Origin of the sequence: Candidatus Thiosymbion oneisti, assembly GCF_900092655.1 — a bacterium.
In the GTDB taxonomy this organism is placed as follows: domain Bacteria; phylum Pseudomonadota; class Gammaproteobacteria; order Chromatiales; family Chromatiaceae; genus Thiosymbion; species Thiosymbion oneisti.
On record NZ_FLUY01000139.1, the window covers coordinates 1 to 20,714 of the forward strand.

Genomic DNA, 20,714 nt, shown 5'->3' on the forward strand with positions numbered 1-20,714 from the left:
AACGACCACCGTATCGGCCTCATGTTCCAATATAACCGATTGATTTTTAAAGACTCACATCGGGAACAACTCTATTGATTCAGCATGTCTATTTTCACTTAAACAACAAGGTTGGAACACTACCCACTGAAAAGAACGAGAAATCTGAGAAAAATCTGATGGTGTTATAGCTCTGTTGTCCAAAGGACGCAAGATATTGATTTAAAAGTTCTGTTTTCACCAAAACAACAAAGTTAGAACACTACCCCTTCGCCCACACGCTGAGCTGTCAATAATCCCTCATCGCTGGTAGCTGGCGACTGGTAGCTGGCGACTGGTAGCTACCAGTCGCCTAGGAACTTGCTGCCGGCTTGGTCAAGGTAGCGATAAGTCTCGCGAGCATGCGGCGCACTTCGGCACATGACTGCATAAGTCGCATAGCATCCTGCTCTGCGAGATAACCGAGATCTTTGGCGGGAATACATTGGTACTCCAGCTCGTTTGTCGAGCCCGCAGCAATTCTCGCGAAGCGGGCAAAATCCTGGTCACTACCTCGGCCACTGCCTTCCGCAATATTCGAAGGAATGGATACTGCTGACCTTCGCATCTGGCTGGTCAAACCGAATCGCTCATCAGCTGGAAACCGCTGCGTCTTCCGATAGACAAGCAGCACCAGCTGATGGGCCTTCACCCAGACACTGAGTTGTCGGTAATCTCCCATCGCTGGTAGCTGGTAGCTGGCGACTGGTAGCTAAAAATAGGTATTCACGGCAGCGTCCAGGGTATCGCGCATATCCGGATCGTCCGTGAGCGGACGTACCAGGGCCATCCGACAGGCGGACTGGACATCGATGCCCTTGCCGATCAGTTGGGCGGCATAGACCAGCAGACGGGTGGACATGCCCTCGTCGAGGCCGTGGCCCTTGAGGTTGCGGCTGCGCTGCGCCACCTGGACCAGCTTCTCGGCGGTCCGGGTGTCGACGTTCCCTTCGTGGGCGACGATCTCGGTCTCGATTTCGGCCTCCGGGTAGTCGAAATCCATGGCGCCGAAGCGCTGCTTGGTGGACTGCTTGAGGTCCTTCATCAAGCTCTGGTAGCCGGGGTTATAGGAGATGACGAGCTGAAAGTCCCGATGGGCCATCACCAGCTCGCCCTTCTTCTCCAACGGCAGATTGCGGCGGTGGTCGGTCAAGGGGTGGATGACCACCGTGGTGTCCTGGCGGGCCTCGACCACCTCATCCAGATAGCAGACGGCGCCGATGCGGGCGGCCAGGGTCAGGGGTCCGTCCTGCCACTTGGTGCCGTTGATATCCAGGAGAAAGCGCCCCACCAGATCGGAGGCCGTCATATCCTCGTTACAGGCGATGGTAATCAAGGGCCTTTGTAACTTCCAGGCCATGTACTCGACGAAGCGGGACTTGCCGCAGCCGGTCGGGCCCTTGAGCATGACAGGCATACGCGCGTCATAGGCCGCCTGGTACATCTCCACCTCATTACTCAGAGCACGGTAATAGGGCTCTTTTTCGATCAAATACTGGTCACGGTCGATCTCACTCATGGTCATTGATCCTGTTTGTTTGGTTTGAACCTCAAAGACGCCAGGGTGCCAAGACGAATTTTGAACCACTTTGTTGAACCACAAAGGCGCGCAGGGCGCAAAGCGATTTTGTAAATGTAGCTCAACCTTTCAGCAACCCTGGAGCATGCCCTCGCTGACGAAGTACGGAAGGCCGAGCGCACACACTGGCTTGCAAAGAACCGAGAAGCCATAGACGCCTCGAATCGCCTCGTAGAAGAAAAAGATCTCTTCGCAGACTCGTACAGGACTATTTAAAACGATGCGGTTCGCTGCCTGCCCCTTGTCTGCCGTGTTTGGATCTATCCCTGGGGAAGTAGGTAGGCCAGCACAGGCAGGCGTTCTTGGGGCAACGGGCAGGCGCTCACCACATCCTACATGCACTACGCGGCTTGCTTGGGAAACGGCAACTGAAAGCGTCCTGCGATAATGCCAGCCACCGTGAGATCCTCGTCCAGGTCTTCCCAACGAAGCGCGCTACCATTCAATTCGAGCCTTACCTCCCTCAATTCCTCGTCTGTGGCTGCACTTAGGATTCTAAAGCGTTCCGCCGGGAACCCAAGGATGCGGCCGTCCGTGAGCTCCAGGAAGATCATCCGCCCTTCCGACCATGCCCGGATCGCACACGGTTCACTCTCGACGGTCATGGTATTCATTAAATTTCTCCAGAAACAGTTGCCGGTTCTCGTAGACCAAACGTTCGATTCCACGTAGTTGTTGGTGTTAGGGTTCGTCCCTCACCCCAACCTACGGCCCTGTCGGTTCAATTGATCAAGAAATTCCTGGCGTTGTTTCCCATCAGGAATCTGCTTCGCTAATCGCACGTACAGATCATCCCGGCTGGTTGCCGACTTGGCTTGGGTCTTAACAAGCACCTCAGCCATCGGGCCAATATGGACGGCCAGTATACACTCCACCTCAGCCAATTCCCTCGGGTCAAGCTGTTTTGGGTTACTGCTCGCCGGCGACTTACTCTGAACGACCGAACTGTCCGTTTCAGGTCCTGCGTCCCATGACTTGAAGTGGGCAATAAAACGTTTGCGGTCCTCGGTCTCCAGGATATGGGTTCCAAGCTGCTGGCATAGGTCACGGATGTCACGTGCCTTAAGCACATATTTTTTGACCAGAAACTTGGCTATCGGGCCCAGGTAATCCGTAAGCTCGCGCTCGATGGCGGCTAATACTTTCTCGTATTCGGCGGAACTGTCACCGTGAATGCACGGCTTGTCTTCCCCGTGGAGAGGCATGGGTGTCGAGGCGCCCCCAGCCGGTGGAGACAACTGTGGACGTCGCCCGGTGATGCCCCAGACAAGGCGCTGGATACCAAGGTTGTTCAGCCCGCTGCGCAGATCGACCCAGGTACGACCGCAGAGAAACATGGGCAGGTCCACCTGCTCCGGTGCCCCCGGTAGTAGTACCGGGATCACCGGCCGCTGATTCTTGACCGCCAGGCGTAGTACCACCTGTACCTCCTCATCCTCCCATGGACCCAGGCCATCGCCAGCGATGAAAACCGCAACACTCCGCGAGCTGTGGATGCCGACCTCAAGCAGTTTTTGCCAGGGGACACCCGGCTGGAGCTCATCCTCGTCTAGCCATGAGACAAGCCCATAGCGGGCAAGCGCCTCCTTGATGGCACGAACGGTGGGTTTATCACTGCTGTTGTGGGAGAGAAAGACATCGTAATCAGTCATGATACGGAATGGTTGCTTTGGGTTTGTAACCGTTTAGCTCCCTCCCCTCGTTTTTAAGATTTCCGGAGTCATTCAACGAAGAATTAGTCAGTTACGTGCGATTTCTTCCTCGTTTCCATCCATAGTAGCAGGGGGGGCTAAACGGTTACTTGGTTTTTCACTATCCATGGTCTGTTCCAATAGCTGCATGGCGCTACTAATACTCAATCGCATCCGGTTGAATGAGCGACCGAGAGAAGCGATCTGGTCATTTCCACGCACCTCCATCACAGGAGCATCCTGACCCTTGCTCATCTGATCCGCCATCTCCGTCATCCGATTAACCGGTTTGATCACAATAAAATACAGCATCAGATTGCCGACCGAGACGAGGATCAAGAATAATCCGACCAGCCTACTCATGAATGACAACAATGCGTGGTTGGCTCTATCGAGGGGGGTTGTCATGGGTATCGAAACCACCTGTGCCCCGACGACCTCATTGAGCTGCCAGCCAAAGCCGTTATCATCGCCATAGCGAGCGATCATCGGAGCGGGTGCCTTGGCCGGTGTGCTGTGACAGGTCAAACAGCCTGGATTCTCGATCCGGATGGGCCGGGCAATAAACAACATATTCCCGGTCAGGGCATCGCGCTCACCGACAATCTCCGGTTCGTTTGGATTATGGACAAAATATTTGATCGCGTCTGTCTCCCAATCCGTTGCACGATCGATTGGGTTGGTGGGATTCAGGGCCGCCTCCTTATACGTATATTCCGGGTAGGCTCCGCGTATACCCTCGAAACTTTTGGTTGCCGCATAGGCCGACACGGCCTGTGGCAGAAAGGTATTTTTCATCCGCGAGGTCAGCAAAGGCCTAACCTCGTCGACCGTATAGCGACGGATAGACTGCGCCATTTCCATCATAATCCTGGCATTCAACAGAACTTCCTCGCGTGCGTTCTGCTCCAGCAGTTTATGTGTAGAATAGCCGGACACCCAGACACCCAATGCCGAAAGCGGGATCAGCACCAGGTTGAATTTCATGCTCAGGCCCATATGCCCTCCGATTTAGAATGACGTGTAAGGATATAAGTGTCGGGTGCCAGGTGATTGCTTCCAGGTATATTTACTCCGTTTTGGGGCACCTGTTCTTCGGTAGCCTTTCCAGCACGCTGATTGTCATGATATGCGGCGCTTGCGGTTCGGCAGTAGGGTACGGCTACGGCTCATGGCGCCTCTGAAACTCTCCGCAGCGCGGAGCTTCGGCGTTCCCACGCGGCGCGTGGGAACGAGAGATACTGTAGGAAGAAAAGATCGGCTTCGCGTGCAACGGCTAAGAGAGCTTCCTTCGTCTACAGACTCACAGGCAGTTGGACGCTTCGGTAGGACGATATTCGGGAGTAATTTCTCTCTGTGCCCTCTGTGTCTCCGTGGTTCAAATCGAGTCCTTCTTCACGCCCTTGGCACCTTGGCGGTTCAACAAAAACCCCTACCCCGCATTGCGGAGCAGGGGGTGTCTCATTCAGGCGTTGCCTGAACGGACATTACACGGGCTTGCCGCGGAAGACGACCATCTCGGCGCCTTTGGATTGGGCGTAGTTGTCGTAGCCGACCAGGCGCACATGGTTGTTGGGGTGGGCCTTGTGGCAAGCTTCAGCCTCGTCCAGCACCGTGTCCACGTTGGTCTCGCCGAACATGGGCAGCTTCCACATGTACCAATAGTGGCCGAAGGCATTCTCCGGCTCGGTGTGCTCGACGGCCGGATTCCAGCCCTTGGACACGATGTATTCCACCTGCTTGCGGATCTGCTCTTTATCCATCTCCGGGAGGTAGGAGAAGGTCTCGAATTTGCGGCTCTTCACGTCGCTCAGGCTGGACGCATAGTCTTGCATATCGCTCATTGGCTTGTTCCTCTACTTTAAGGATAGTTCGAAATTCGGATAGTGTCGCTGGGTGCGTGTCGGTGTCGGGCGATCGCGCCGGGCAATCATGCCGGGCGATCGCGCCGGACGATCATGCTAGGCGATCACAAGGATCACCCCTACTTGTGGGCTACATCCAGCTTATCGACGGTATCGAACTCGAACTTAATCTCTTTCCAGGTCTCCATGGCGGCCTTGAGCTCGGGGCTGGAGGCGGCGGCCTTGGTGAGGACTTCCTTACCTTCCTTCTCGACAGGAATGCCCTGGTTGCGGGCCTCGACGCAGGCTTCCAAGGCGACGCGGTTGGCCGCGGCGCCGGCGGCGTTGCCCCAAGGATGGCCCAGGGTGCCACCACCGAACTGCAGACAGGCGTCGTCGCCGAAGATGGTGACCAGGGCCGGCATGTGCCAGACATGGATACCGCCCGACGCCACCGGGAACACACCCGGCATGGAACCCCAGTCCTGATCGAAGAAGATACCGCGGCTGCGGTCTTCCTTGATGAAGGAATCGCGCATGATGTCGATCCAGCCCAGGGTCGCGTCGCGGTCGCCTTCGAGCTTGCCGACGACGGTGCCGGAGTGCAGGTGGTCACCGCCGGACAGGCGCAGGGCCTTGGCCAGCACACGGAAGTGGATACCGTGGCGCGGATGACGGTCGAGCACCGCATGCATGGCGCGGTGGATATGCAGCAGAATACCGTTGTCGCGACACCACTGGGCCAGGCCGGTGTTGGCCGTGAAGCCGCCGGTCAGGAAGTCGTGCATGATGATGGGGGCGCCCAGTTCCTTGGCGAACTCGGCGCGCTTGTACATCTCTTCCGGCGTCGGGGCGGTGACGTTCAGATAGTGGCCCTTACGCTCGCCGGTCTCTTTCTCGGCCTTGTGGATCGCCTCCATGACGAACTCGAAGCGGTTGCGCCACCGCATGAAGGGCTGGGAGTTGACGTTCTCGTCGTCCTTGGTCAGGTCGAGACCGCCGCGCAGGCATTCATAGACGGCGCGACCGTAGTTCTTGGCGGACAGGCCCAGCTTGGGCTTGATGGTGCAGCCCAACAGGGCGCGGCCGTACTTGTTGAATTTGTCGCGCTCGACCTGGATGCCGTGGGGCGGGCCGTTGCAGGTCATGACGTAGGCGATGGGGAAACGCACGTCCTCCAGGCGCAGGGTACGCACGGCCTTGAAGCCGAATACGTTGCCGACCAGGGAGGTGAAGACGTTGACCACCGAGCCTTCCTCGAAGAGGTCGATGGGATAGGCGATGAAGGCGTAGTAGCACTCGTCGTCACCGGGTACATCCTCGATGGCGTAGGCGCGGCCCTTGTAGTGGTCCAGGTCGGTCAGCAGATCGGTCCAGACGGTGGTCCAGGTCCCGGTGGAGGACTCGGCGGCGACGGCGGCGGCGGCCTCCTCACGGGGCACGCCCGGCTGGGGGGTAATCTTGAAGCACGCCAGGATGTCGGTGTCCTTCGGCGTGTAATCGGGCATCCAGTAAGTCTCGCGGTATTCTTTGACGCCCGCACTGTAAGTCTTGGCCATTGGCATATGTCCTCTTGGGATTGGATAGTGAAGCCGGCGCTGCCGCCGACGTTGAAACCGGGGTCCCGTCTGCCGGGTGCCCCGCGACGGAACCTGGCGGCATTATTAGGGAATGCAACTATAATTACTAGTCAATATTTCTGATAAGTGATATAAGTAATAGCTTATGATTACCCGATTGTCACGAGCCGATCCGCCGGCTTGCCGGCACCGGGTAGTGGTAGGGTCCGCTGTGCGGACCAAAAACGGCTGTGGTTCCACTGCGGCCTGCCCGTGGATCACTCGACACTCAACACAAAGGAGCGGTGCCATTGACCAGCTGGCGGCGGGTATACCAACCGGGCGGAACCGTCTTCTTCACCCTGGTCACCGAAGGTCGGGCACCTATCCTGACAACATCTGACGGCCGTCGCATCCTGCGCTCCGTCATGTCGGCGTGCAGAGAGCGCTGGCCGTTCAAGATCCCCGCTACCGTTCTGCTTCCGGATCATCTGCACACAATCTGGACCCTCCCAGACGGCGACAGCGACTATTCGACGCGCTGGGCATGGCTCAAAAAGGAGTTTACGAAGGCCTGGCTTGAAAGCGGAGGCACCGAGCAAGTTATATCCCTGTCACGTAGGAGCAACCGTCGCCGCGGGGTTTTGCAACGGCGTTTTTGGGAACACACAATCCGCGACGAGCGGGATTTTCAGCGCCACCTGAATTACATCCACTACAATCCGGTCAGGCATGGATACGCGGACTGCGCCGTGAAATGGCCCTGGTCCTCGTTTCATCGTTATCTTCGGAACGGGATGTATACGCGGAATGGGGCTGCACGGAGCTGTGCTTCACCGACATCGAGCATACCGTTGGGGAATAATGCTCCGACGGTCCGCGCCGGGGATTCTTCGCCGACATTTTCGCAATGGTTCGCAATCTAATGGTCCGCACAGCGGACCCTACGGCTTCACCGACACCGAGCATACTGTTGGGGAATCATGCTCCGACGGTCCGCGTTGGGGATTCTTCGCCGACACTTTCGCAATGGTTCGCATAATCTAATGGTCCGCACAGCGGACCCTACGGCTTCACCGACATCGAGCATACCGTTGGGGAATAATGCCCCGGTGGTCCGCGCTGGGGATTCTTCGCCGACACTTTCGCAATGGTTCGCACAATCTAATGGTCCGCACAGCGGACCCTACCGCGGTAGGGTCCGCTGTGCGGACCAAAAACGGCCGTGGTCCTACTGCGGCCTGTCCGTGGATCACTCAATATTACCCACAGCGGGGCTTGATCGACGCCGGAGCGTCGGGATCTGCTCCCACGCTGGAGCGTGGGAACCAGCCGCGGAACGGGTCCGGAGGACCTGCCGGCATCCGGAGCGTGTTACCGGCGATAAATGTTCCGGCGGTGTCCAACCTTGATGATATGGATTAGCAGTCGGTCGTCACGGATCTCATAGACCACGCGATAGTCGCCGACCCGCAGGCGGTACAGGATGTCACTACCGCTTATTTTGCGGGTGCCTGACCCGCGTGGGTTGGATGCCAACCTGTCGATCGCCGCGCCTATGCGTCGTTGCATGTCGCGGGGTAACGCCAGTAGGGCTTGGTGAAGCACTGCGCTTGATCTCGATGTGATAGGTCATTCAAGGCCCAGCTCCGTCTTGACCCTTTCCCACGGGATGGTCGGTTCATCCGAGACCTTGCGTGCAGCTTCTAAGTCTTCCAAGTCTTCAAGCCGCTCTATTAGAGCAGTGTACTCCGCAATGGGTAGTAAGACTGATAGGCGCTTGCCATCGGAGTCAGTAACGAAGTGGGGGTGTAACCCGGTCATGCTTCAATCTTCGGCTCTTTATGGATTTCAGACCGCTGACGATCATGGAAGGGTACCACCGGACGTTTTGGAGTGCGGCGGCAATTTTACCTGGGTATCGGCGGAAACCCGTGGGGCTCGGTGTAACCGAGGGGTTGCCACCGCATCCTCCGGGCTGGCCCGTTACAACGCCTCCCGGATGATTGGTTTCAGGAGTAAAGGCTTGCCGTCAGTCACTGTTCGACCTCAAGCAAAGCGGTGAGTCACACGGTCGGTCGAATGGCTTTGTTAGGCCAATTTTCTGCAACCGTAAATGACTGCCCAAGCATTTTCAAACAGCTGAATTCCTGCTTGCGTAATTTACCTCGAATTTCCTCGAATGATTTGACTACATCTTCGGTATACAGCCTCTCTCCACAATGGAGACACACCTCGGCAGCGACTTTCATGGAAACCGTATTTCTCCCACCTCTCAGCAGCTTTTCCACCTGTTTGGTTTCCACCTCACCACCACACACAGGACACTTCTCGAATGGCCTCATTTTTTCACCCTTACTCTCCAATCAATCCACCGTTCAGTATCCGGCCGATAAACCGTAATCAATACCGCCCATCGGTTTTCCGGATTATAAGCCCAAACGCTGTGGATTGCGTCTCCCGAGAAATTTCTACCCAAAATCAAACAGCTTGGGTATGGTTTATCTTTAGGATAATCCTCGATGACCTCACCTTGAACTACCGACAAATAGATTTCTTCGTATGTCAGGTTGTCATCGTCTGCTTCTTCATCGGCATGGTCGGTTATCCTCACCCGACCATTCCGAATGGCATTGATTATGTTTTCTATCTCCATGCCTAATTTTTCCAGACCAAGGTCGTACTTATGCCTGCGAGCATTGGCGGGCTCTGTCCAAGGAGTTTCCCCCGGCAGACGGTGTATGAGCATGATAGCAAGTGGAGCCGGAATCGCTACTCATGGATTCCGCAGAAGACCCGAAGACTCAAGATCCCCATAGGCCAGTGATATCCTCGAGTGCCTGCCCATTTGGATCGAGCAAAAGGAAGCATCGGATATGGGCATCCTTCAGAGTTTGTTAGGAAAAATATTCGGGAAACTGGATTACAAACATGTCCCCGTATAAAGGAGCTTACGCGCCATGCCCACGAGACCGAACCTGACGCCAAGCCCGGAGGCCGGTTTGCCCACCAGGTCGCCGAGTTTCATGTCACGATCTGCAGGACTTTATCCGGGTGCCGGGGGCAGCGGGGCGTGTCCTGTTCGTCGTAGTGAATCTTGAGCACCAGGGTTTCGCATCCCTCGACCGGGCAGGCGAGCCGGATGAAGGAGTACGCCGGAGACCCGGGCAATTGGGCGCCTTGGGCCTCCCCAAGCCTGGTTCCGGTTGGGGCACTGAAGAAATCCCCTCGATTCAGGTAGCCCAGCGGCTTGCCCTGGACCTGGAGTCGGACCGCGGCGCAGCGACGGTCCTCAGCGAAATACCGAGCCAAGGCGTGGAGGGCGGCGTCGATTTCCGTCTCGGCATCCAGAACCAGGATCATCTTCTGTCTCCGCGCTCGCCAGGGGCCTCGCCGTTATGACGGTCTTGAGATCGTCGAGCGTTGTCATGGCTTCAAGCCCCCAGGCAATGGAATGATGATAATGTTCCCGTCGGATGCATGCGAAGTATATTCGTTGCCCATGGGTACGGGGAACGATTGATAACGATGTCTTTTATCCTCAGATTACGCAGATTTTCGCAGATTCTTTTTGTTCTCTCGGTAAGCAGAATCCAACAAGGGCGGTTGCGCAACTTCGGTGCCAAAGGTTTCCTATCCAAGCGCATCGTCTTCATTGAGAAATCTGCGCGAATCTGCGTAATCTGCGGATTGAAATCGCCCATGTTGTTGCCGGCATTGGAGCGACTGGACTGTTTTTCCTATACTCAATCAATCGATGAATGTCTCTCTACGCCAGCTCCGGGTGTTTGAAGCGGTGGCGCGGCTGTCGAGCTATACCCGCGCCGCCGCCGAGCTGCATCTGACGCAACCGGCGGTGTCGATGCAGGTCCGTCAGCTCGAAGAGGAGGTGGGCCTGCCTCTGTTCGAGAAGCTGGGCAAGCATATTCGACTCACCGAGGCGGGGCGGGAGCTCTTCCATTACAGTCGCAGCATCGACCGCTCTCTACGGGAGATGGAAGAGGTAGTCGAATCCCTCAAGGGGGTCAGTCGGGGCCGTTTGAGTATCGCCGTAGCCAGCACGGTGAACTATTTCGCGCCGCGCCTGCTGGCGGCCTTTCATCAGCGGTATCCGGGCATCAGTCTACGGCTGGACGTGACCAATCGGGAGCGTCTGGTGCATCAGCTCCAGGCGAACGCGGTGGACATGGTGCTGATGGGCCAGCCGCCGCAGAGTGTGGAAGTGGAATCCGAGGCCTTTATGGACAACCCCCTGGTGGTGATCGCCCCCCCCGAACATCCGCTGGCCGGAGTGCAATCCATCGGTATCCAACGCCTGACCGAGGAGGTGTTCGTGATGCGCGAGTCCGGCTCCGGCACCCGTCAGGCCATGGAGCGCTTCTTCGGCGAGCGCGGCGTTACTATCCGCCACGGCATGCAGATGACCCGCAACGAGGCCATCAAACAGGCGGTGCGGGCAGGACTGGGCCTGAGTGTGGTCTCGCTACACACGCTGGAGCTGGAGCTCGAGACCAGGCGGTTGGTGATCCTGGACGTGGCGGGCTTTCCACTCGCACGTCAGTGGCACCTGGTCTACCGGCGCGGCCGGCGTCTCTCACCCGCCGCCCAGGCGTTCCGGCAGTTTGTGCTGGAGGAGGCCCGTGGCCTGGCGGAGCCTCTGCCGGCGGTTCGATCCGCGGGCTTCCGGTCGCCTTCTGTTTGAACCGCAAAGGATATTTTTTGTCCGTAGATTACGCAGCTCGTAGGTTGGGCAAAGCCGCCAGGGACGGCGGCGTGCCCAACAAATCATTTAAATATTAACCACTACCGATTTTTTACAGAAGCACTCCTTTCCGATTCGCGCCGATTCGTGTGATTCGTAGTTTTCCTTCGATGCGGTTCGCTGCCGGGCGAGCTATTTTATCCACAGATTACGCCGATTCTCGCAGATTGTTCCATTCTTAATCTGCAAAAATCTGCGTAATCTGCGGATAGATGCCCTTATGAGGTAAGGTTGGTCTAGACTAGTGACCCAACCTTTGATCCATCGGTTCAGTACATGCCCATCCCCGAATCCCGCACTCCGCATCCCGCAGCGAGCCGCTTCCCGCTGCTCTCGCGCATCGAGCTCCCCGCCGATCTGCGCCGGTTGCCGGCGGGTCGCCTCCCCGCGCTGGCCGCTGAGCTGCGCGAATTTCTCATCGACAGTGTCTCCCGTACCGGCGGTCACCTGGCGGCAGGGCTGGGGGTGGTGGAGCTCACGATCGCACTGCACTATGTCTTCGATACCCCGCACGATCGGCTGATCTGGGATGTGGGCCATCAGGCCTACCCCCACAAGATCCTCACCGGCCGCCGCGCCCGCATGGGGAGCTTGCGGAAACGGGGCGGGCTGTCGGGATTTCCTATACGCGACGAGAGCCCCTACGACACCTTCGGCGTGGGGCATTCGAGCACCTCCATCAGCGCCGCCTTAGGGATGGCGCTGGCCGCCCAGGCCAAAGGCGAGTCCCGGCAGACGATCGCGGTGATCGGTGACGGCGCCCTGGGGGCCGGCATGGCCTTCGAGGCCCTCAATCACGCCGGGGCCCTGAAACCGAACCTGCTGGTAGTTCTGAACGACAATGGGATGTCCATCTCGCCACCGGTAGGGGCCATCAGTAGCCACCTAGCGCGGCTGCTCTCCGGCAAGCTCTACACCAGGGTGCGTGAGGGCGGTAAGTCCGCTCTGCGTCACATCCCTCCCCTGAAGGAGCTCATGGGCCGCTGGGAGGAGCACATGAAGGGCATGGTGATGCCCGGTACCCTGTTTGAAGAGCTGGGCTTCAACTATATCGGCCCCATCGACGGTCACGACCTGGGCTCCCTGATCACCACCCTGCGTAACATGAGGACCATGCCGGGACCCCGTTTCCTGCATGTGGTCACCCACAAAGGCAGGGGCTACCGGCCCGCCGAGGGGCAACCCGTCACCTATCACGGGGTGACGCCCTTCGATCCCAAGACCGGCGCGCCGCGGAAACCGGCGGGCACCGTCACCTACACCCAGGTCTTCGGCGACTGGTTGTACGCTGCGGCGCGCGCGGATCGGCGGCTCATCGGCATCACGCCCGCCATGGGCGAGGGCTCGGGCCTGACCCGATTCGCGGCCAGCTTCCCGGAGCGCTATCTGGATGTGGGGATCGCCGAGCAGCACGCCCTGACCCTGGCCGCCGGCCTGGCCTGCGAGGGCCTCAAGCCGGTGGTGGCCGTCTACTCCACCTTTCTGCAACGGGCCTACGACCAGCTGATCCACGACATCTGTCTACAAGGCCTGGACGTGACCCTGGCCGTGGACCGGGCCGGACTGGTGGGCGCCGATGGGGCGACCCACGCCGGCAGCTTTGACCTCAGCTACGGACGTATCGTGCCGAACCTGGTCATCATGGCCCCGGCGGACGAGGCCGAGTGCCGGCGTATGTTGCAGACCGCCTTCCAACACCCGGGGCCCGCTATGGTCCGCTACCCGCGGGGCGCGGGTCCGGGCGTTGCCGTCGAACCGGGGCTCCAGGTCCTGCCCCTGGGCAAGGCGGAGCCGCGTCGTGCGGGCCGGGACGTGGCGTTGCTCGCCTTCGGGACCCTGGTGGCCCCCGCGTTGCAGGTCGCAGAGGCCCTGGATGCCACGGTGGTCAACATGCGATTCATCAAGCCCCTGGATGGGGATCTGATCCTGGAGCTGGCACGCACCCACCGCCTACTCGTCACCCTGGAGGAGAACGCCGTGGCCGGCGGTGCCGGCGCGGCCGTGTCCGAGCTGCTGGCCGCAAGGCAGGTGGCGACACGCTGCCTCCACCTCGGCCTACCGGACCGCTTCCTGGACCAGGCCACTCAGCAGGAACAGCTCGCCGACTGTGGCCTGGATGCCGCGGGCATCGAAGCGGCGGTACGTAAGGCCCTGGCTGAACATGAGCCCGCGGAACCGCCCACGCCGGATTGAGTATGGGAAATCAAAGCAACAGGCTCCGAATGTCTTCCAGAAGCTCCCGCAGCAGGCCGGTGAAGCGCACGGCCTCCGCGCCGTCGATCACTCGATGGTCGTAGGAGAGGGACATGGGCAGGATGCGGCGAGGAATGAAGTCCTTGCCGTTCCAGACCGGCTTCATCTCCGTGCGGGAGACGCCCAGGATGGCGACTTCCGGGACATTGACGATGGGGGTAAAGGCGGTGCCGCCGATGCCACCCAGGCTGGAGATGGTGAAGCAGCCCCCTTGAATGTCTCCGGGCAGTAGCTTGCCGTCCCGGGCCTTGGCGCTGGCCTCTGTGAGCTCGCGGGCGAGCGCATAGATGCCTTTCTTGTCTACGTCCCGAATGACCGGGACCACGAGGCCATCGGGGGTGTCCACCGCTACGCCCAGGTGGGTGAAGCCTTTGAGCACCAGGCGCTCGCCGTCGCCGGTGAGCGATGCCTTGAGGTTGGGAAACCGGTCCAGGGCCTTGGCGACGGCCTTCATCAGGATCGGCAGGAAGGTGAGCTTTACGCCCTCCTTGGCCGCGGCCTCCCGCCGGGACGCACGGAAGACCTCTAGGTCCGTGATGTCCGCCGTGTCGTGCTGGGTGACCTGGGGGGCACTGATCCAATTGAGGTGCAGACGGCTCCCGCTGATCTTTTTGATGCGCGGCAGGGGGACGAGCTCGACCTCACCGAATTTGGCATAGTCGATCTCGGGCGCGGGGGGGAGCCGGAAGGGCAGGCCGGCGTCTGGCGCGGCGGCGGCACCGCGGGCCAGGGTCTTTTTGACATAGTCCTGGACGTCGGTCTTGAGAATGCGGTGCTTGGGGCCCGAGCCCTCGACCAGGGTCAGATCGACGCCCAGCTCGCGGGCGAAACGGCGCACGGCGGGGCTGGCGTGGGGCTTGCGTCCCTTGGCGATGGCGGCCAGGTCTTCCGGTCGCGTAGGGACCGGGGCCCGACGACGCTCCGCCTCGCCCGGTCTTGGACTGGCTGCCTCCGGCTCGGTCACGGGCTCGGGGATCGATTCGAGCTTAGCCGGGGTCTCCTCTGGGGTCTCCTCCGGTGCGGCTGCCAGCGCAGCGGCCTGGGCCTCGGCCGCCGGGGCCGAGGTCGGGGGCGTTAGGGTCAGTACCGGATCCCCTTGGCTCAGCTTGTCTCCTACCGCTACCGCGACGGAGACGACCTCGCCGGCCAGGGGCGAGGGGATTTCCATGGTCGCCTTGTCGCTCTCCAGGGTGATCAGGGACTGATCGATGCTGACCTGATCGCCGGGTTGTACCAGGACCTCGATGACCTCTACATCCGAGAAGTCCCCGATGTCGGGGAGCAATACGTCTTGGGCCGTTGTCACGCTGAGTCCTCTAACATGAACATGGGAATCATTTTTTTGCCGCAAATGAACGCGAATCAACGCAAATGAGTCGCAATTGATTCATCATCATCGACTGTCGCGCTCGTTCCTACGCTCCAGCGGACTAAGCCCTCCTGTGCTGATAGGCGTTGGCTGCTAGCCTACCTTGGACGCTTAATCGACGCTGGAGTGTCGGGATCTGCTCCCACGCTGGAGCCTGGGGAGTCAGTCGCCAGTCGACACTGTCCGAAATATTGCGGAATTAAATTCTTGTTGCAATCTGGTCCGTCCGCTACCATAATTTGTCTCGGAGGCTTTGCCGGCGAATGCTGGCATTGCCTTTTTTATTGTCCGCCTGTTTCTTCACGTCCACCCCTCGGACGCAAATCGTCGATAACCGCAAAACTCCAGATGGAAAAATCTGGATTGCCATCCACTTCGCGCCTCGCCTGATACCGCATATCGCAAACCTGAGCGGCCAGATCACCCAGCTCCTCCCGGGCAGGCCGCGACATGCCGCCGACACGCACTCCCCAGGCCATCAGATAGGCCAGGATGTCCGCAATCTGAACGGCGACCAAAAAACTCCAGTTCCGCGTCCTGCACCCGGCAAATCAGATTCCACAAATCACGGTCTTCAACCGCAATCCCGGCCAGCACCGCGTAAGGTGATTCCCTGAGATCCTGACCGCTCTCATCGACGAAGAGCATATAACTCATGCCACCGTCCATACATGTCGTTGCACAACACGACCTCATGCAGTTTTGCGGCCTCCTGTGTGCCCTTGCGTGCCTTAGAGACCATCTGACAACCAATATCCACACGGTTGCCAAAAAGGTGCCGCGCTTTCACCTGCATCCTTCTCGAACGCCTGGTTAGGCGCTCCCAAGCTCCAACGCAGCCCGTAGAGCTTGATTGAGTTCAGATAACTTTTCATGAGATAGTGAACCGACATAATTCGTAAGAACAGATTTAGGAAGACTGACCAGTTCATCACAGTGAATGCTGCTGTCATGTTTCAGGCCGTGTTCTACTCCAACCGACACCTGCGTGGAAAGCCCATGATATGCACTATAGATAGGTGCACAGATAACCGTTGAGAATTTAGAGTCAATCAGGACTTGACGGCTCACAACAACAAACACGCGTGACCGCTTCGGGTCGCGGGCGGAAGGGTGAGAGACCCGATATAAATCACCTCTTTTCAAGGGATGACCTGATAGTCAAGAATGTCTTCCGCTTCTCGATTCAACTCTTCAGCATGGCGATCCAGAATCTCAAGCTCATCATTCGTAGAGCGATGAGTGATAAAAAAACAACGGAGCGCTTCTGCTACCAGGGCGGAGCGTTCTTCGGGTCGAGATGCTCGCTGATCAAGCTCAGCAACAAGCTCATCGGGGAGAGTGATAGAAGTCTGAACAATCATAGGACGCACCGTAGAGTAAAGGCCCGGATAGAGCACTCATAAAAGAGCCTGACGCTTGGCGTAACCGGACCCGTAAAGCTGCATAGCGAATTTGCCTGCCCCTATTTATATTAGAAGGATCATTATTCTCTGAGTTCTCATCAATATGATGAAACTGAAAATGATCCACGTCATCACTATCACAGAATGGACAGCGTGAATCGACTTCCTTCTGAAGCCGCATCTTTGTTTTCTGAGGTACAGATTTTCTTCTCATATTGAAAGCCTAACAGGCAATGGCCTCCCTACTTGACCCTGATACCATGCTTACACCGTGGCCGGATTGGGTTTTTCCGGATCGATCCGGTATTTTGCGACAGCCTCCGAGACCCGGGCCGCAGGGAGTGCTCCCTCGTCGGCGAGGGCCTTGAGGGCGGCCAGCGCGATGTAGTGGCGGTTGACCTCGAAGAATTTGCGTAGCTGTCTGCGCATGTCGCTGCGCCCGAAGCCGTCGGTACCCAGGACCCGGTACCGCCGGGGGACGAAGGGACGGATCTGGTCCGCCAGGGCTTGGATGTAGTCGGTGGCGGCGATGATCGGGCCGCTGGTGGGGCCGAGCTGCTGTTCCACATAGCTCCGCCGGGGTGCCTGCTGCGGATGGAGCAGATTCCAGCGTTCCACCTCCATGCCTTCGCGCCGCAGCTGGTTGAAGCTGGTGACGCTCCACACGTCCGCGGCGACCGCGAAGTCCTGCTCCAGGAGCTCGGCCGCGGCCAGGGCCTCCCGCAGGATGGCGCCGGAGCCCAGGAGTTGGACCCGCTTTTCCATTTTTTCCATGGCCGCGCCGGTGCGTACCTGGTAGATGCCCTTGAGGATGCCTTCCTCCACGCCCTCCGGCATGGCCGGCTGGACATAGGTCTCGTTCATGGCCGTGATGTAGTAAAAGCGGTCCTCCTGCTCTTGGTACATGCGGCGCAGGCCGTCCTGGATGATGACCGCCAGCTCGTAGGCGTAGGCGGGGTCGTAGGCGATGCAGTTGGGGATGGTGGCCGCGACCACCGGGCTGTGGCCGTCCTGGTGTTGCAGGCCCTCGCCGGCCAGGGTGGTGCGCCCCGCGGTGCCGCCGATCAGGAAGCCGCGGGCGCGCATGTCGCCGGCGGCCCAAGCCAGGTCACCGATGCGCTGGAAGCCGAACATGGAGTAGAAGATGTAGAAGGGGATCATGCTCTGGCCGTGGTTGGCATAGGCCGTGGCGGCGGCGATCCAGGACGACATGGCACCGGCCTCGGTGATGCCTTCTTCCAGTACCTGGCCCTGCTTTTCCTCCCGGTAATAGAGGAGCTGATCCGCGTCCACCGGCTTGTAGAGTTGGCCCACCGAGGAGTAGATGCCGAGCTGGCGGAACATGCCTTCCATGCCGAAGGTGCGCGCCTCGTCCGGGATGATGGGCACCAGGTATTTACCGATTTCCTTGTCCCGCACGATCAGGGTCATGATCCGCACCAGGGCCATAGTGGTGGACATCTCCTTGTCGCCGCTGCCTTCCAGGAGGGGCCGGAAGACCTCGAGCGCCGGCGTGGCAAGCTTGGGGGCCGTCGTATCGCGGATCGGCAGGGGGCCACCCAACGCCTCGCGGCAGTGGTGCAGGTAGTTCATCTCCGGGCTGTCGGCGGGGGGCTTGTAGAAGGGGGCGGCGCCGATTTCGTCGTCCGAGACCGGGATGTTGAAGCGGTCGCGGAACTCCTTCAGCGCCACCTCGCCCATCTTCTTCTGGGAGTGGGTGATGTTCATGCCCTCACCGGCCCGGCCCATGCCGTAGCCCTTGACCGTCTTGGCCAAGATCACCGTCGGCTGGCGCTTGTGGGCGACGGCGGCCGCATAGGCGGCGTAGACCTTGATCGGGTCGTGACCGCCGCGGTTGAGGCGCCAGATGTCCTCGTCCGTCATATTGGCGACCATGTCCGCCAGCTCCGGGTATTTGTCGAAGAAGTGCTTGCGGGTGTAGGCACCGCCCTTGGCCTTGTAGGCCTGGAAGTCGCCGTCCACACATTCGTGCATGCGTTTGAGCAAGATACCGTCCTTGTCCCGCGCCAGCAGGGGATCCCAGTAACCGCCCCAGATGACCTTGATGACGTTCCAGCCGGCGCCGCGGAAGTCCGCCTCCAACTCCTGGATGATCTTGCTGTTGCCGCGCACCGGCCCGTCCAGGCGTTGCAGGTTGCAGTTGACCACGAAGATTAGGTTGTCCAGGCGCTCGCGGGCCGCCAGGGCGATGGCGCCCATGGCCTCGGGCTCGTCCATTTCGCCGTCGCCCATGAAGGCCCAGACCTTGCGCTGCTCGGTATTAAGCAGCCCGCGGTCCTGGAGGTAGCGCATGAAGCGGGCCTGATAGATAGCCATGATGGGACCTAAGCCCATGGACACGGTCGGGAACTGCCAAAAGCCCGGCATGAGCCAGGGATGGGGGTAGGAAGACAGGCCGTTGCCGTCGACTTCTTGGCGGAAGTTGTTGAGCTGCTCCTCGCTGATGCGCCCTTCGAGAAAGGCGCGGGCATAGATGCCGGGGGCGGAGTGGCCCTGGATGAAGACCAGGTCCCCGCCGTGATCCTTGGTGCGGGCGTGCAGGAAATGGGTGTAGGCGACGTCGTACAGGGTGGCGATGGAGGCGAAGCTGGCGATGTGGCCCCCGAGCTCGGAGGCGATCCGGTTGACATGGACCACCATGGCCATGGCGTTCCAGCGCACGAAGGAGCGGATACGCCGCTCCATGGCGGGATCGCCCGGAAAGCGCGCCTGCTGTTGGATCGGGATGGTGTTCACATAGGCCGTATTGGCGCTGTAGGGCAGATGGGCGCCGGAGCGCCGGGCCTTGTCGATAAGGCATTCGATCAGGAAATGGGTGCGCTCGACACCCTGGTTCTCCAACACGGCCTCCAGGGCGTCGAGCCATTCCTGGGTCTCTTGGGGATCGATGTCGGGCTGGTTGCTCATGGTCGTTCCGTAGGTCGGGTCAGGCCAGGGCGACGGCGGTGGCTGGCGACGGAGGCGGCTGGCACGGGCGGAAAACGGGAACAGTATATAGGGTTACCCGGAGCGCTTCCGCCGCAATGTCCAGGCACCGGGGTGGGGGCGTATGAACGGCTGCCGATCGTCTGTCGGGCCCGCCCGCCGTCCCCTGGCACTCGTTCCCACGCTCCAGCGCCTGCCGGTGCGTCCCTGCACGCAGACAGGTGGGAACGCCGGCTTGTCCGCTCCTGCGGACTCAGCTCCTCGGTGCTGATCGGCGTTGGCGGTTAGCCGACCGCGGCGCTTAATCGATGCTGGAGCCTGGGGAGCCAGCCGAACAGGCCGGAATCCAGTGCCGGGGACGGCAACCACAGCGGGGTTCCGGGTGGTGATTAAGTTTTAAGTGGAAACCGATTTGATTCCCCCTCCCCAAGCCCCCTCGCTGCGCTCGGCGCAGGCCCTCTCCCGGCGAGGGTGTCGCAAAAGTCCGTAGGATGGGCAAAGCAAGCGTCCATCAAGCGGGCTCTAAGGGATCGGACATGCCGCGGCGGTTTCCGCACTGCGGCGGCTGGCTAGGATGCACCCAGCGCAGCGTGCCCATCGATCCATCCGTTGGGCACGGCGCGCTATGGCCCCTGGGCTCGAGCGCCGACTCGGCAGCGCGCCTTGGCCCAACCTAGCCGATTCGCTTCCACGCCAAGCGGTTGTTTCAGCAGTGATTATCATTCGGTTGCCCTGAATTCTCCGTGTCCTCCGGGTCCTCTGTGGTTTAAACTTCACAGACCGGCAGCTGACGCCACCGTCTCGTGGCGATGTTTCCATTGGCTCTGTATGGATTCCAGACTGCCAAGAATCCTGGAAGGGTACCAGCGGACGTTTTGGAGTGCGGCGGCAACCTCACCCCGATGCTTACCGGAACCTACAGCGCTCGGCATAAGCGGGGGATTGGCTAGGTGGCACGATCCTGCCGCCGCTTTGGATGTGGCGAGGTATCCGTTCCCGGCCAGGGTATTGCGGCCAGGGGAAAGCGCCGTCGCCGCGGCGCGGGTGGAACCTAACTAAGTGCCTGGATTCCCGATCAACGCTGTTGGTATCCCCCGTGGCTGAGGTTAGCTCGAGCCGCGCCGCTTTGCCGGCGCACTCCAAAGCAGTCCGGAATCCATAAAGAGCCAAGAAGAATACTTAGAGACTGTCTAAAAAGGGACCGTAGGCCGTAGGCTGGGTTGCGGCCAGGGACGGCCAAAACCCAGCAATAACCAACGCTGGGGTTCGTTCCTCACCCCAGCCTAC

General features: G+C 59.6%; 19 protein-coding genes and 2 pseudogenes. 4 read left to right on the forward strand and 17 right to left on the reverse strand.

The genetic code is table 11. The features are described 5' to 3' along the window. Positions 1 to 331 precede the first annotated feature (331 nt). Both BQ17_RS01385 and BQ17_RS01390 read right to left on the reverse strand, forming a co-directional pair. Positions 332 to 700 carry a four helix bundle protein gene (locus BQ17_RS01385; protein ID WP_089723957.1) on the reverse strand — a complete coding sequence of 123 codons (369 nt, stop codon included), beginning with the start codon at positions 698 to 700 and terminating at the stop codon, positions 332 to 334. 30 nt (positions 701 to 730) lie between these two features. Continuing rightward, a complete protein-coding gene (locus BQ17_RS01390; RefSeq protein WP_089723958.1) occupies positions 731 to 1,537 on the reverse strand; it encodes a CbbQ/NirQ/NorQ/GpvN family protein in 807 nt (268 codons plus the stop codon). 132 nt (positions 1,538 to 1,669) lie between these two features. On the opposite strand from BQ17_RS01390, the pseudogene BQ17_RS23815 reads away from it, so the two are divergent. Further along, a pseudogene (locus BQ17_RS23815) lies at positions 1,670 to 1,813 on the forward strand (type II toxin-antitoxin system CcdA family antitoxin); the annotation flags it as partial. 125 nt (positions 1,814 to 1,938) lie between these two features. Here the strand turns inward: BQ17_RS23815 and BQ17_RS01400 are convergent. The 5 genes from BQ17_RS01400 to BQ17_RS01420 form a co-directional block, all read right to left on the reverse strand. Next, a complete protein-coding gene (locus BQ17_RS01400) occupies positions 1,939 to 2,211 on the reverse strand; it encodes a DUF2442 domain-containing protein (RefSeq protein WP_218067997.1) in 273 nt (90 codons plus the stop codon). An 81-nt stretch (positions 2,212 to 2,292) separates the two neighbouring features. Continuing rightward, the gene (locus tag BQ17_RS01405) at positions 2,293 to 3,249 is read right to left on the reverse strand and encodes a toll/interleukin-1 receptor domain-containing protein (protein WP_089723959.1); all 957 of its coding nucleotides are present in this window, start codon (positions 3,247 to 3,249) and stop codon (positions 2,293 to 2,295) included. An 87-nt stretch (positions 3,250 to 3,336) separates the two neighbouring features. Then, a complete protein-coding gene (locus BQ17_RS01410) occupies positions 3,337 to 4,275 on the reverse strand; it encodes a c-type heme family protein (protein WP_218067999.1) in 939 nt (312 codons plus the stop codon). 500 nt (positions 4,276 to 4,775) lie between these two features. Next, positions 4,776 to 5,132 (reverse strand): ribulose bisphosphate carboxylase small subunit, encoded by a 357-nt coding sequence (locus BQ17_RS01415; RefSeq protein WP_089723961.1) that lies wholly within the window; start codon positions 5,130 to 5,132, stop codon positions 4,776 to 4,778. Positions 5,133 to 5,272: 140 nt separating this feature from the next. Further along, the gene (locus BQ17_RS01420) at positions 5,273 to 6,691 is read right to left on the reverse strand and encodes a form I ribulose bisphosphate carboxylase large subunit (RefSeq protein WP_089723962.1); all 1,419 of its coding nucleotides are present in this window, start codon (positions 6,689 to 6,691) and stop codon (positions 5,273 to 5,275) included. Between the two features lie 311 nt (positions 6,692 to 7,002). On the opposite strand from BQ17_RS01420, the pseudogene BQ17_RS24500 reads away from it, so the two are divergent. Next, a pseudogene (locus tag BQ17_RS24500) lies at positions 7,003 to 7,556 on the forward strand (REP-associated tyrosine transposase). A 509-nt stretch (positions 7,557 to 8,065) separates the two neighbouring features. Here the strand turns inward: BQ17_RS24500 and BQ17_RS01430 are convergent. The 5 genes from BQ17_RS01430 to BQ17_RS01450 form a co-directional block, all read right to left on the reverse strand. Beyond that, on the reverse strand, positions 8,066 to 8,263 hold the full coding sequence (locus BQ17_RS01430) for a type II toxin-antitoxin system RelE family toxin (RefSeq protein WP_218068000.1): 198 nt from the start codon (positions 8,261 to 8,263) through the stop codon (positions 8,066 to 8,068). 60 nt (positions 8,264 to 8,323) lie between these two features. Further along, the gene (locus BQ17_RS24830) at positions 8,324 to 8,515 is read right to left on the reverse strand and encodes a RelB antitoxin-like protein (RefSeq protein ID WP_089723963.1); all 192 of its coding nucleotides are present in this window, start codon (positions 8,513 to 8,515) and stop codon (positions 8,324 to 8,326) included. 242 nt (positions 8,516 to 8,757) lie between these two features. After that, positions 8,758 to 9,036 carry a YgiT-type zinc finger protein gene (locus BQ17_RS01440; protein ID WP_089723964.1) on the reverse strand — a complete coding sequence of 93 codons (279 nt, stop codon included), beginning with the start codon at positions 9,034 to 9,036 and terminating at the stop codon, positions 8,758 to 8,760. Next, positions 9,033 to 9,347: a DUF4258 domain-containing protein gene (locus BQ17_RS01445; protein ID WP_089723974.1), complete on the reverse strand. Its 315-nt coding sequence runs from the start codon at positions 9,345 to 9,347 to the stop codon at positions 9,033 to 9,035. Before BQ17_RS01445 ends, BQ17_RS01440 begins: the two co-directional genes overlap by 4 nt. A gap of 368 nt (positions 9,348 to 9,715) precedes the next feature. After that, positions 9,716 to 10,054, reverse strand: a complete 339-nt coding sequence (locus BQ17_RS01450) for a hypothetical protein (RefSeq protein WP_089723965.1) — start codon at positions 10,052 to 10,054, stop codon at positions 9,716 to 9,718. A gap of 394 nt (positions 10,055 to 10,448) precedes the next feature. Between BQ17_RS01450 and BQ17_RS01455 the strand changes: the two genes are divergently transcribed. Both BQ17_RS01455 and dxs read left to right on the forward strand, forming a co-directional pair. After that, positions 10,449 to 11,393: a LysR family transcriptional regulator gene (locus BQ17_RS01455; RefSeq protein ID WP_089723966.1), complete on the forward strand. Its 945-nt coding sequence runs from the start codon at positions 10,449 to 10,451 to the stop codon at positions 11,391 to 11,393. 336 nt (positions 11,394 to 11,729) lie between these two features. Next, a complete protein-coding gene (gene dxs, locus BQ17_RS01460; RefSeq protein ID WP_089723967.1) occupies positions 11,730 to 13,646 on the forward strand; it encodes a 1-deoxy-D-xylulose-5-phosphate synthase in 1,917 nt (638 codons plus the stop codon). Between the two features lie 10 nt (positions 13,647 to 13,656). On the opposite strand, the gene aceF is transcribed toward dxs, so the two are convergent. The 5 genes from aceF to aceE form a co-directional block, all read right to left on the reverse strand. Continuing rightward, on the reverse strand, positions 13,657 to 15,012 hold the full coding sequence (aceF, locus tag BQ17_RS01465; protein ID WP_089723968.1) for a dihydrolipoyllysine-residue acetyltransferase: 1,356 nt from the start codon (positions 15,010 to 15,012) through the stop codon (positions 13,657 to 13,659). Positions 15,013 to 15,356: 344 nt separating this feature from the next. Next, positions 15,357 to 15,593 carry a hypothetical protein gene (locus tag BQ17_RS23035; RefSeq protein ID WP_256091437.1) on the reverse strand — a complete coding sequence of 79 codons (237 nt, stop codon included), beginning with the start codon at positions 15,591 to 15,593 and terminating at the stop codon, positions 15,357 to 15,359. A 295-nt stretch (positions 15,594 to 15,888) separates the two neighbouring features. Further along, on the reverse strand, positions 15,889 to 16,221 hold the full coding sequence (locus tag BQ17_RS23820) for a type II toxin-antitoxin system PemK/MazF family toxin (protein WP_089723969.1): 333 nt from the start codon (positions 16,219 to 16,221) through the stop codon (positions 15,889 to 15,891). Beyond that, positions 16,218 to 16,439: a type II toxin-antitoxin system HicB family antitoxin gene (locus BQ17_RS20025; RefSeq protein ID WP_141699030.1), complete on the reverse strand. Its 222-nt coding sequence runs from the start codon at positions 16,437 to 16,439 to the stop codon at positions 16,218 to 16,220. Before BQ17_RS20025 ends, BQ17_RS23820 begins: the two co-directional genes overlap by 4 nt. Before the next feature lie 306 nt (positions 16,440 to 16,745). After that, positions 16,746 to 19,409 carry a pyruvate dehydrogenase (acetyl-transferring), homodimeric type gene (gene aceE, locus BQ17_RS01485; protein WP_089723971.1) on the reverse strand — a complete coding sequence of 888 codons (2,664 nt, stop codon included), beginning with the start codon at positions 19,407 to 19,409 and terminating at the stop codon, positions 16,746 to 16,748. Positions 19,410 to 20,714 lie beyond the last annotated feature (1,305 nt).

Excerpts from the sequence above, each read along its gene's own strand:
- dxs (WP_089723967.1), top strand. The coding sequence starts at position 11,730 with ATGCCCATCCCCGAATCCCGCACTCCGCATCCCGCAGCGAGCCGCTTC.
- aceE (WP_089723971.1), bottom strand. The coding sequence starts at position 19,409 with ATGAGCAACCAGCCCGACATCGATCCCCAAGAGACCCAGGAATGGCTC.
- BQ17_RS01445 (WP_089723974.1), bottom strand. The coding sequence starts at position 9,347 with ATGGAGATAGAAAACATAATCAATGCCATTCGGAATGGTCGGGTGAGG.
- BQ17_RS01420 (WP_089723962.1), bottom strand. The coding sequence starts at position 6,691 with ATGGCCAAGACTTACAGTGCGGGCGTCAAAGAATACCGCGAGACTTAC.
- BQ17_RS01415 (WP_089723961.1), bottom strand. The coding sequence starts at position 5,132 with ATGAGCGATATGCAAGACTATGCGTCCAGCCTGAGCGACGTGAAGAGC.
- BQ17_RS01405 (WP_089723959.1), bottom strand. The coding sequence starts at position 3,249 with ATGACTGATTACGATGTCTTTCTCTCCCACAACAGCAGTGATAAACCC.
- BQ17_RS24830 (WP_089723963.1), bottom strand. The coding sequence starts at position 8,515 with ATGACCGGGTTACACCCCCACTTCGTTACTGACTCCGATGGCAAGCGC.
- BQ17_RS01440 (WP_089723964.1), bottom strand. The coding sequence starts at position 9,036 with ATGAGGCCATTCGAGAAGTGTCCTGTGTGTGGTGGTGAGGTGGAAACC.
- BQ17_RS01430 (WP_218068000.1), bottom strand. The coding sequence starts at position 8,263 with ATGCAACGACGCATAGGCGCGGCGATCGACAGGTTGGCATCCAACCCA.
- BQ17_RS01450 (WP_089723965.1), bottom strand. The coding sequence starts at position 10,054 with ATGATCCTGGTTCTGGATGCCGAGACGGAAATCGACGCCGCCCTCCAC.
- BQ17_RS01385 (WP_089723957.1), bottom strand. The coding sequence starts at position 700 with ATGGGAGATTACCGACAACTCAGTGTCTGGGTGAAGGCCCATCAGCTG.
- BQ17_RS20025 (WP_141699030.1), bottom strand. The coding sequence starts at position 16,439 with ATGATTGTTCAGACTTCTATCACTCTCCCCGATGAGCTTGTTGCTGAG.
- BQ17_RS01400 (WP_218067997.1), bottom strand. The coding sequence starts at position 2,211 with ATGAATACCATGACCGTCGAGAGTGAACCGTGTGCGATCCGGGCATGG.
- BQ17_RS01410 (WP_218067999.1), bottom strand. The coding sequence starts at position 4,275 with ATGAAATTCAACCTGGTGCTGATCCCGCTTTCGGCATTGGGTGTCTGG.
- BQ17_RS01455 (WP_089723966.1), top strand. The coding sequence starts at position 10,449 with ATGAATGTCTCTCTACGCCAGCTCCGGGTGTTTGAAGCGGTGGCGCGG.
- BQ17_RS01390 (WP_089723958.1), bottom strand. The coding sequence starts at position 1,537 with ATGAGTGAGATCGACCGTGACCAGTATTTGATCGAAAAAGAGCCCTAT.